Below are 9,562 nucleotides of genomic sequence, written 5' to 3' on the forward strand. Positions count from 1 at the left end.
CATTCCCGCGAAACATTCAGGTGACCCTGGAACTGCGGGCGGATCCGGCCGTGGTCCGCGGCGATCGCAATCAACTCTACCAGGCGCTCATGAATCTGGCCATCAACGCCCGCGACGCCATGCCCGACGGCGGGACCCTGACGTTCACCACCGCCGTGGCCCGGTTATCTGAAGCAGACAGCCAGGTGTTGCACCTAAAACGCGCGGGGGACTACCTGGCGGTGGAGGTTTCGGACACCGGCCCGGGCATCGACCCCAAGGTGCTTCCCCACATCTTTGAGCCGTTCTACAGCACGAAAACCGCGGGCCAGCCAGCCGGTCTGGGTTTGCCCATGGTGTACGGGACCGTCCAGAATCATGGCGGTGGGATTCACGTGGAAACCCGGGCCGGCTGCGGCACATCCTTTCGCCTGTACCTGCCGCTGCAAGCGGAACCTGCTGAAGCCGAAGCGGCTGGTGCGGCGCCGGCGCCGGTCGTGGGGCGGGTGCTGGTCCTGGACACCGAGGAGCTGGTGGCTCTCTTCCTCCAAAAGTTGCTGCAGGCACGGGATTTCACCGTGACTGTCTTCAACGATCCCCACAAAGCCCTGGCCTTCTGTCAGGGCGAAACCGTCCCCGTCGACCTGGCCATCATGGATCTGAGCATGGACGAGAGTCGGGGTCGCGCCGTATTCGACGCCATCCGCCGGACCTGGCCCCAGGTGCCCGTGATCATCACCAGCGGCTATGCCTCCGAGGAATGGATCCAGGAGATCCTCAACGCCGGCGCCGTCGAGTATCTGCCCAAACCGTTCCAATCCGGGGATGTGTTGGCGATGATCCAGTCCGTGCTGGCCCGGCGCTGACACCGGGCACGGACCGGATCAGGGTGTGGACGGTTTCAGCGCCACCGTCACCGTCGCCAGATTCTGCTCATAGTTGCCCTGGAACGCGTACTGCAACGCGTAGCCGGCTTGGCCGTTCGTGTACGACAGCACGCCGGATCCCGATCGGTTGTTGGCCAGGGGGGTGATCTTGTACACCGTCCAGCGATTGTCGGGCGAAGCGTCCAGGTTCAGGTTGACGCCGAGCTGTTCTTGAAAATCAAAGTACATTCGGCCCACCGCGGCCGCATCAGTCAGGCGGTAAACCGCGGTGATGATCGGCCGGCCGGCGACCCGGGCGGTGAAGCGGGCGAGGGGAACGTCAGGCAGAGGAAAACTGTGCCGTTCCATGAATGCAGTGAACTCGCTCGCCTGGGTGATGGCCGCAAGATCCACGGTTTCCTCGATGCGGGGGCTCGGGGGCAGCTCGCGCTTATGCTCCTCGTCACCGGTGGCCCAACCAGCCCAGGACAGTCCGGCGGCCAGCGCCACCCACCACCACCGTCCCAGTGGCCGGCGATTGCCCATGCGCCGGACCGTCTGCTTGCGTTCCACGGGTTGCGCCATGTCGCCCGCCTCAGAACCGCGGCGCCTGGTGCCACCGCCACGCCGTGGCCAGGATTTCGTCGATGGATGAATGGGTGCATTGCCAGCCGAGCAGTGCGACGGCGCGGTCGGCCGCCGCCACGAGCACCGGTGGATCACCCGCGCGGCGGGGTCCGAGCGTGCGTTTGACCGGCCGCCCGGCCACGGCCTCCAGCCGGCGGATCACCTCCAGCACCGAGTACCCGTGACCGGTTCCCAGATTCAGGGCGAAGCTCCCGTCGGTCGCGTCCAGGCGGTCCAGCGCCCGGACGTGGGCGTCGGCCAAATCGGTCACGTGGATGTAATCGCGGATGCAGGTGCCGTCGGGTGTGGGATAGTCTTCGCCGAACACTGTGAGGTTGAATCCGGGGTCCAGCACCGCGCGGATGATCAGGGGAATCAGGTGGGTTTCCGGATCATGGCTTTCGCCCAACCGGCCCTCGGGATCGGCGCCCGCCGCGTTGAAATAGCGGAGCGCGGCGTAGCGGAGCCCGTAGGCCTCATGGTAGCGGTGCAGGATCCGCTCGATGAACAGATTGGACTCCCCGTACGGATTGACCGGGTTCTGGGGATGATCCTCGGGAATGGGCACCCGGACAGGGTCGCCGTAGGTGGCGCAGGTGGACGAAAAAACGAAGCGGTGACAGCGGGTATCCACCATCGCGCCCAGCACGTTGAGCGTCGTGGCCAGGTTGTCTTCAAAGTACTTGCGTGGATTGATCACCGACTCGCCCACGTAACAGTGGGCGGCGAAATGGATCACGGCATCGGGCCGGACGGCCGCGAACACCGCGGCGACCGCCTCGCGGCGGCGCAGGTCCAGCTCGTAGAACTCGGCGTCGAGGACCGCCGCGCGGTGGCCGGTGGACAGGTCATCCAGGACATGCACCGCCATGCCGCGGTGTCTGAGACACTGCACCGTGTGGCTGCCGATGTAGCCGGCGCCGCCGGTGACAATGACCTTCATGCCGCGCCTCCCGCCGGGTCCGCCAGCACGCGCCGGAAGTACTCGACGGTGGGTATGAGGCCCTCCGCGAGCGGGGTGCGCGGTTCCCAGCCGAGCCGGGCCTGCGCCAGGGTGATGTCGGGTCGCCGGCGTTCCGGATCGTCCGGGGGGAGCGGTCGGTGCTCCACCGGCGAGGACGAGCCGGTGAGCCGGAGCACCGCGTCGGCCAGCTCTCGGATGGTGAACTCCTCGGGATTGCCCAGGTTGACGGGGCCGATGAAATCGTCGCCGTTGTTCATCATCCGGATCAGCCCGTCCAGCATGTCGGCAATGAAGCAGAACGAGCGGGTCTGGCTGCCGTCGCCGAAGAGGGTGATCGGCTGGCCCCGCGGCGCCTGGACGATGAAGTTGCTCACCACCCGTCCGTCGCCCACGCTCATGCGGGGTCCATAGGTATTGAAGATGCGCACGATGCGGATGTCCACCCGGTTCTGGCGGTGGTAGTCCATCATCAGGGTTTCGGCCAGGCGCTTGCCCTCATCATAGCAACTGCGGACACCGATCGGATTGACGTTGCCCCAGTATGTCTCCGGCTGGGGGTGCACCGCCGGGTTGCCGTACACCTCGCTGGTGGACGCCTGAAGGATGCGCGCCCGCACTCGCTTGGCCAGGCCCAGCATGTTGATCGTCCCCATCACGTTGGTCTTGACGGTTTTCACCGGGTTGAACTGGTAGTGGACGGGGGAGGCGGGGCAGGCCAGATTGTAGATCTGGTCCACCTCGAGCAGGATCGGCTCCACCAGGTCGTGCCGGATGAACTCGAACCGGGGCTGGTCGAGGAGGTGTTCGATGTTGTGCTTCTGGCCCGTAAACAGATTGTCCAGGCAGATCACCTCGTGGCCGGAAGCCAGCAGGCGCTCACACAGGTGCGAGCCGATGAAACCTGCGCCGCCGGTGACCAGAATCCGTTTCATGCGCCCCTCTCCTGCGGAGTTTGGGTTAGTATAACCGCCGCCACCCGGCAAGGCAAGCGTCCGCGGCGCGCCCGTGCCGGGGTCGGACAGAAAGATTTGTACCGATTCGGCGGGGTTTTGTTGTTACAATATCCTCATCAAGGAGTTCCCCATATGGACGACTTTGTGCCCGACCCTGACCCGAGCGCCACGGCGACGGCCAGGATCTGTCCGTTGCTGGATCGGGCGTGTCTGCGTGACCGGTGCCAGTTGTGGGTGCGTGATTGGCACGAGGAGCGCAACCGTTACCACGTCGACTGCGCCATCGCCCTCATCGCCGTCGGTGTGAATGACGAGTCGCTCGTCCGGCTGAGAAACAAGAAAACCATATCCTGACGGACTCACTTGAGACGAACAGCCTGGTTATACATGCTGGTGGCGGTTTGGGGCGCGGCGGCGTTCGCTCCCGCCCAGGTGTTGCCGTTCCGCAACTGGCGCCCCGAAGACGGGCTGGCCTCCTCGCAGGTGTGGGCGATTCATCAGGACAATCAGGGCTATGTCTGGATCGGTTGCACCGGCGGGATTTCGCGCTTCAACGGCCGGCAGTTCGTCACCTACCGGGACGCGCAGGGCGTGCTCCAGAATGTCGTTGAAGCCATCGGTGTGGACAGCCAAGGCCGGCTTTGGGCGGGCACGTTCCGCGGTCCGTGCGTTTACAACGCCCTGCAGGACCGTTTCATTTTCCAGCAGGACCTCGGCGGCCGGGTCCGCCGGTTCGTGACCCTGCGCGGCGAACTGTACCTGATGGCCGAGCGGGCCGTGTACCGGCTCGGCCCGGGCGATGTCTGGGAGGCCGTCGGCATCGCCGGCGTGGTGGATCCGCTGACTGCACTCTCCACCGACGGGCAGGCGCTCTATGTCGCCACCACCACCCACCGCGTGTTCCGCATGGATCCGAAGCAGCCGGAGGACGTCCGCAGTTATCTGCTCCCGGCCGCCGTCAATGATCTGCGCGCCATTGCCGGCGGCGATGTGTGGGTGGGCACGGATGCAGGGTTGTATTTCATTGACCGCGCGCGCGGCACGCCCGCCGGGCCCGTCACCGGATCCAGCCCATACCGCATCCTGACCCTAGTCCAGGACGGCGACGGCACCGTCTGGGCCGGCACCACTGTGTCACTGCTCCAGTGGGACGGCGATCGGCTCCACCGGTTCGACTCGGCGACCGGCCTGGGCGGACTGCCGGTCTGGTCGTCGTTCCAGGACCGCGAGGGCAACCTCTGGTTCGGGACCAACCACGGTGTCAGTCTCCTGGCCAAACGGCAGACCGAGATCTTCGACGCCCGGGCGGGCCTGCCCGGCCGCAGCGTCATCGCGGTGACCTGGGACGCTGTCCGGCGGCGGACCTGGTGTGCCACCACCGAGGGGCTCTTTTTCTATGCCGATGGCCGGATGCAGGCCTACCCGGACCCTGACGGATATTTCCGTCGCTATTATGTCTGGACCATCCTGCCCACGCCTGACGGCCGGTTGTGGCTGTCCACCGACGGCGGCGGCGTGGTGGTGATCGACGGCGCCCGGCGCCGGATCCTGACTGCGGCCGACGGCTTGGCCGGCAATGAGGTGCTGGAGCTGTACCGCGACGACGACGGCGTGGTCTGGGCGGGCGGGCGCCAGGGGTTGTCGCGAATCGCACCGGACGGGATCCAGGCTTACACCCAGGAGCACGGCCTGCCGGTCAACTATGTCCGGCGGATCACCCGCATTCCCGGCCGGTCCGATCTGTTCCTGGGCACCATCGGCGGCGGCTTCGTTCGGTTTGACGGCCGCCGGTTCATCACCCTCCAGCCGCCTGACAATCAATCGCTCCTCTCCATCTACGACATGATCTGGTTGGACGGTCGGCTGTGGCTGGCTACCAACCGGGGCGTGTACATTTGGCGGGACGACCGGCAGTTCAACCATATCGGTCTCGCCGCCGGATTGCCGAACCTGAACTGCACCGTCTTCCTCCGAGCGGGTGACAACCTGCTCTGGCTGGGCACCGATTCCGGGGCGGCGCTTCTGGACACGCGTTCGGAAGGCGTGATCCGCACCCTGACCACCGCCCACGGCTTGGCCGGAGACGAGTTCACCACCCATCACAGCGCCACCGCGGATGGCGAGGGGAATTTCTGGTTCGGCACGTTCGGCGGCGCCAGCCGGGTCAGTCGCGCCATCGTCGATCCGAACCGGCCGCCGGAAGGACGCCCCCAGGTGGCGCTGGACCGGATGGAAGTGACGCTGCGGGGCGGTCAACGGCTCCTGTACCGCCAGGCCCACAACCTAGCCCTTCCCGCCGGCGTGCGGAGCATCCGTTTTGCATTCGACGTGCTCTGGTTTCAGGATCCGCAGAACCTTCGGGTCAGCTCCAAGCTCAGCGGCTTCGATGAAAATTTCTCCGCGCCAGGTCAGGTGTTTCAACGGGAGTTCACCAACCTGCCGGCCGGAGAATACGCGCTGGACATCCACCACTTCGAGGGAACCCGGCTGCAGGGTAAGGCGCGACTGGCCTCCTTCTGGATCGCCCCACCGTTCTGGCAGAATCCGTTGTTTCAGCTGCTGGCCGCAATCCTGGTCTGCCTGCTCATCTTCCTGCTCTTCCGGTGGCGCCTGCACGCCATCGAACAGGAGAAAGAGCACCTCAGCGAGCTGGTTCGCACCGCCACCCACGAACTGGAAAAGAAGAACACTCTGTTGTCGCGACTGGCCACCACCGACGAACTGACCGGATTGTTCAACCGGCGCTACTTTCTCCGGTCCCTCATTCAGGAATGCCGCCGGCTGGCCCGGTCTCGCCCGGGTGAGACGCTGACTCTCCTCATGCTGGACATCGACCACTTCAAGGCGATCAACGACGCCCACGGCCACGAATTGGGCGACCGCGTCCTGCAGCACGTCGCCCGCTGCCTGCGTTCCGGTCTGCGCACCACCGACTGCATCGCCCGCTTCGGCGGCGAGGAATTCCTGGTGCTGCTGCCCGTAACCCCGCTGGACGGAGGCAAGCGGGTGGCCGAAAAGATCCGGCTCATGCTGGAATACTACCCGGTGGAACACGAGGGCCAGGCCGTCCACTGCACGGTGAGCATCGGGGTGACCACCGCCACCAGCCCCGTGGATCGTCCGGACGAACTTCCCGACCGGCTGATCCGGACCGCGGACACTCTGATGTACCAGGCCAAACAGCGCGGCCGCAACTGCACCGTGGCGGAACCCATGCCGGCTTCCGCCGCCAAGCCCGTCGAAAGCGAAAGCTGACCCCGTCCCGACCCAACTGCGACGGAATAACTGACCAATTAACTTGACGAATCAAATCTGCATCTTTAAAATCAGATAATCGGTGCGTGCTTATTTTCCGGGGCGAGGACGCCATGCATAAGAATGCCTGTCTCCTGCTGCTGGCCCTCCTGCTGACGCCGTTTGCCCTTGCACAGGGAACGGAGTACGATCTGGAGTCAGACCTCACTATCGGCTATTCTTTCCTCTTCGGGGACGCCGGCGACGACTACTACCGCAACCATCAGGACAACACCGAGGGGTTCCTGCTGGACCAATACCGCTTCGCCCTGTCGCCCAGGAAGGAAGGTCACTGGTTCGACCAGCTACGCGTCGATCTGTCCATTGCCAACCGCGACGACAGCTCCAAGGGGTTGGACGTCCGGTTCCTCAAGCACGGCACCTATGAGGTGCGGGTCAAATATGCGTACCTTTACGACTACTTTTCCGATCCCGCTTACAACTACGGACTCAACGATCGGAATCTGGCGCGGGATGACTTCGACTTCGATTTCAAGTTCAGGCGCGTGCCCCACTTCGTCTTCGATTTCGGTTACGGTTTGCTGCGCGTCCGCGACGAGTTCAATTACGGGGCCTTCTACTGGGGCGACAGCTTCAAGATTCCCATCAAGAAGGACCACACCCAACGAGAACTCCGCGCCGGCGTGGAATTCTCCCGGGGCGGATTCCTGGCCGGATTTACCCAGTCGTGGTATACCCTGCGTGAACGCTCGCCGTACCTCCGCTCGACGAGCCGCGGCGCCGGCCTGGGCCTGTACACCATCGAACTGACCGAACTCGACCGCACACTGGTCTACGACGGTGACATCCCGGTGTCCACGGTCAAACTGGGGTACACCGGTGGCCGGATCTCCGCCGACCTGGTGTACGCCTACGGCGACGGCAGCCTCGACGTCGACACCATCGATCTCAAGCAGTTCCTCTTCGAAGACATGGTGTCCCGGAACGAAATCCTGCTCGAGGCTGCGGGCACGGGGACCCTGCCCGAACATCATCTTGAATTACGGCTCGGCGTCGACATCACCGACTGGCTGGGCGTGGAGTACCGCCTTGACTGGCGAGACCTGAAGACGGACTCGGCGGTCGCCCTGACGGACACGCTGCGCCTTTTCCCGGTCAACGGCGACCCCATCGAATTCACCGAAGCGTACGGCGAGACGTATCACTACCAAAATCGCTCCACCGCGCACACCGTCGAGGCCACCGTCCGGCCCGCGGACGGTTTGTCGCTGATCGCCGGGTACCACCGCCGGGACGGCGAGCTGACCCACACTCTGAGCCGGGATCAGGTGGTTGAATCGAACATCTTCGACGAATACACGCGCGATACCTACGAGCTGCGCGGCAAGTATAGGCTGGACAACGGCGCCGACTTCCGTGGGTTCTACCGGTACGAGTCCATCGACGAGCCGACGTTCCGGACGGCCGGGCGCTCCCGCCACGAGTTTCAGGTGGGCACCAGCCAGCCGCTGTCCGAAACGCTGACGATCAACGCCAGCTTCCGCGACTCGCGGCTGGACGACGACCACGTCGGCCTGGACAGCCGGCTGCGGCTGATCGACGCCGCCGTGGATTACGCACCCCGCACCGGGATCCACATCGGGGCCGGTTACACACTGTTCGACTGCAACTACCGGATCGGCCTGAGCTACGCCGTGGACGACATCCCGGTCACGCCGGTGGAGGAATACGAGGCGGCCCAGAACGGCGTGTACGTCTACGCCGGATTCGACGGTAGCGAACGGATCAAGGGCGGCCTCTCGTTCCACTATCTCGACGATTCGGGCGAGTCGTACCCGCTGTCACGGTTCGCCGGCCAGGCCAACGTCGAAGTAGGACTGTTCAAGGACATCTCCGTCCTGGTTGCCGGCCGCTATTTCGATTACCAGGACGACCTGTTCGCCGCCCACGATTACAGCTTCAACCAGTTGACCGTCGCCTTGCGCTGGATCCACAAGTGAGGGGTGTGCCATGAAACATCCGGTCCTGCTCGTTTTGTTTGCCCTGATCTTCACGGCGCTGCCGGCCGCCGCCGATGAGCCGACCGCGGAGACCGGCTACACCGACTGCCTGGGCTGCCACGACGGCCTGGACGCCCGCCTGGGCAAGACGCCCCACAACCTGGCCAACGGGGTGCTCTGCGCTCACTGCCACGGCGTCCACCAGGGCGACGATCCCAGCGCCGATAACATCCGCACGCTCCGATCCCCGAAGCCGGATGAGGCGTTCACGGTCTGCGTGAAGTGCCACACCGGCTACCGCCGGACGGAGTCCTCCCACTCCGGAAGCGGCCGGGGCTGCCTGTCCTGCCATGACATGTGGCACACGGAGAAGACCGCGGCGGCCCGGCCCTCGCCGGCGGCCCGCCTGCTGCCCGTCAAGACCCTGGACGCCTGCACGCCATGCCACGCCCGGCAGCACGCCGAGATCATGAAGCCGTACCACCACCAGGCCAGCCGGATCGGCAACCTGTGCGTCCAGTGCCACGACCCGCACCGGTCCAGGGCCGAGATCCGCGCCGAACGGATTGATCGAAAGTGCGCCCGCTGCCACCCCGACGCCTCCGGACCGTTTCTTTACAAGCACCTTGCGACCGGGAGCGACGGCTGCCGTGAGTGCCACCTGCCCCATGGCAGCACCAATCCGCACCTGTTGACGCGGAGCAGCACCCGCTTCCTCTGCCTGTCGTGCCACACGGACACGCCCACGTTCCACGACATGGGCAACCCGCGCTTCGCGCAGTGCACCTCCTGCCACAACGCGATCCACGGTTCCAACGTCAACGCCAAGTTCATGGAATAGGCGATCGGTCCCCGACTGAATTGACTTCCCCCCGGCCGCGGGCTATACTGTCGCCCGGTTTGCGGCTCTTTCTGATC

8 protein-coding genes are annotated in these 9,562 nt (G+C 65.0%); 5 read left to right on the forward strand and 3 right to left on the reverse strand.

Annotation, left to right across the window (positions count from 1 at the left end; genetic code table 11):
• Positions 1–20 precede the first annotated feature (20 nt).
• Positions 21–845 (forward strand): response regulator, encoded by an 825-nt coding sequence (locus tag GX414_14340; protein ID NLI48278.1) that lies wholly within the window; start codon positions 21–23, stop codon positions 843–845.
• 18 nt (positions 846–863) lie between these two features.
• Here the strand turns inward: GX414_14340 and GX414_14345 are convergent, their stop codons facing one another.
• Genes GX414_14345 through GX414_14355 form a run of 3 tightly spaced genes read right to left on the reverse strand, consistent with a single transcriptional unit; the run spans position 864 to position 3,368 of the window.
• Positions 864–1,430: a hypothetical protein gene (locus tag GX414_14345; GenBank protein ID NLI48279.1), complete on the reverse strand. Its 567-nt coding sequence runs from the start codon at positions 1,428–1,430 to the stop codon at positions 864–866.
• A gap of 10 nt (positions 1,431–1,440) precedes the next feature.
• Positions 1,441–2,415 (reverse strand): UDP-glucose 4-epimerase GalE, encoded by a 975-nt coding sequence (gene galE, locus GX414_14350; protein ID NLI48280.1) that lies wholly within the window; start codon positions 2,413–2,415, stop codon positions 1,441–1,443.
• Positions 2,412–3,368 (reverse strand): SDR family oxidoreductase, encoded by a 957-nt coding sequence (locus GX414_14355; GenBank protein NLI48281.1) that lies wholly within the window; start codon positions 3,366–3,368, stop codon positions 2,412–2,414. Before GX414_14355 ends, galE begins: the two co-directional genes overlap by 4 nt.
• Positions 3,369–3,521: 153 nt before the next feature.
• Here GX414_14355 and GX414_14360 point away from each other — a divergent pair, with 153 nt between their 5' ends.
• The 4 genes from GX414_14360 (at position 3,522) to GX414_14375 (ending at position 9,485) form a co-directional block, all read left to right on the forward strand.
• The gene (locus GX414_14360; GenBank protein NLI48282.1) at positions 3,522–3,743 is read left to right on the forward strand and encodes a hypothetical protein; all 222 of its coding nucleotides are present in this window, start codon (positions 3,522–3,524) and stop codon (positions 3,741–3,743) included.
• 9 nt (positions 3,744–3,752) lie between these two features.
• On the forward strand, positions 3,753–6,644 hold the full coding sequence (locus GX414_14365; protein NLI48283.1) for a diguanylate cyclase: 2,892 nt from the start codon (positions 3,753–3,755) through the stop codon (positions 6,642–6,644).
• A 113-nt stretch (positions 6,645–6,757) separates the two neighbouring features.
• Positions 6,758–8,644, forward strand: coding sequence for a hypothetical protein (locus GX414_14370; protein NLI48284.1), 1,887 nt, complete (start codon positions 6,758–6,760; stop codon positions 8,642–8,644).
• 10 nt (positions 8,645–8,654) lie between these two features.
• Positions 8,655–9,485 (forward strand): hypothetical protein, encoded by an 831-nt coding sequence (locus GX414_14375; GenBank protein ID NLI48285.1) that lies wholly within the window; start codon positions 8,655–8,657, stop codon positions 9,483–9,485.
• Positions 9,486–9,562 lie beyond the last annotated feature (77 nt).

The organism is Acidobacteriota bacterium, assembly GCA_012517875.1.
Lineage (GTDB): Bacteria > Acidobacteriota > JAAYUB01 > JAAYUB01 > JAAYUB01 > JAAYUB01.

Bases quoted from the DNA above. Each gene is read 5' to 3' on its own strand.
- GX414_14345 (NLI48279.1), bottom strand. From the start codon at position 1,430: ATGGCGCAACCCGTGGAACGCAAGCAGACGGTCCGGCGCATGGGCAAT.
- galE (NLI48280.1), bottom strand. From the start codon at position 2,415: ATGAAGGTCATTGTCACCGGCGGCGCCGGCTACATCGGCAGCCACACG.
- GX414_14355 (NLI48281.1), bottom strand. From the start codon at position 3,368: ATGAAACGGATTCTGGTCACCGGCGGCGCAGGTTTCATCGGCTCGCAC.
- GX414_14360 (NLI48282.1), top strand. From the start codon at position 3,522: ATGGACGACTTTGTGCCCGACCCTGACCCGAGCGCCACGGCGACGGCC.
- GX414_14370 (NLI48284.1), top strand. From the start codon at position 6,758: ATGCATAAGAATGCCTGTCTCCTGCTGCTGGCCCTCCTGCTGACGCCG.
- GX414_14375 (NLI48285.1), top strand. From the start codon at position 8,655: ATGAAACATCCGGTCCTGCTCGTTTTGTTTGCCCTGATCTTCACGGCG.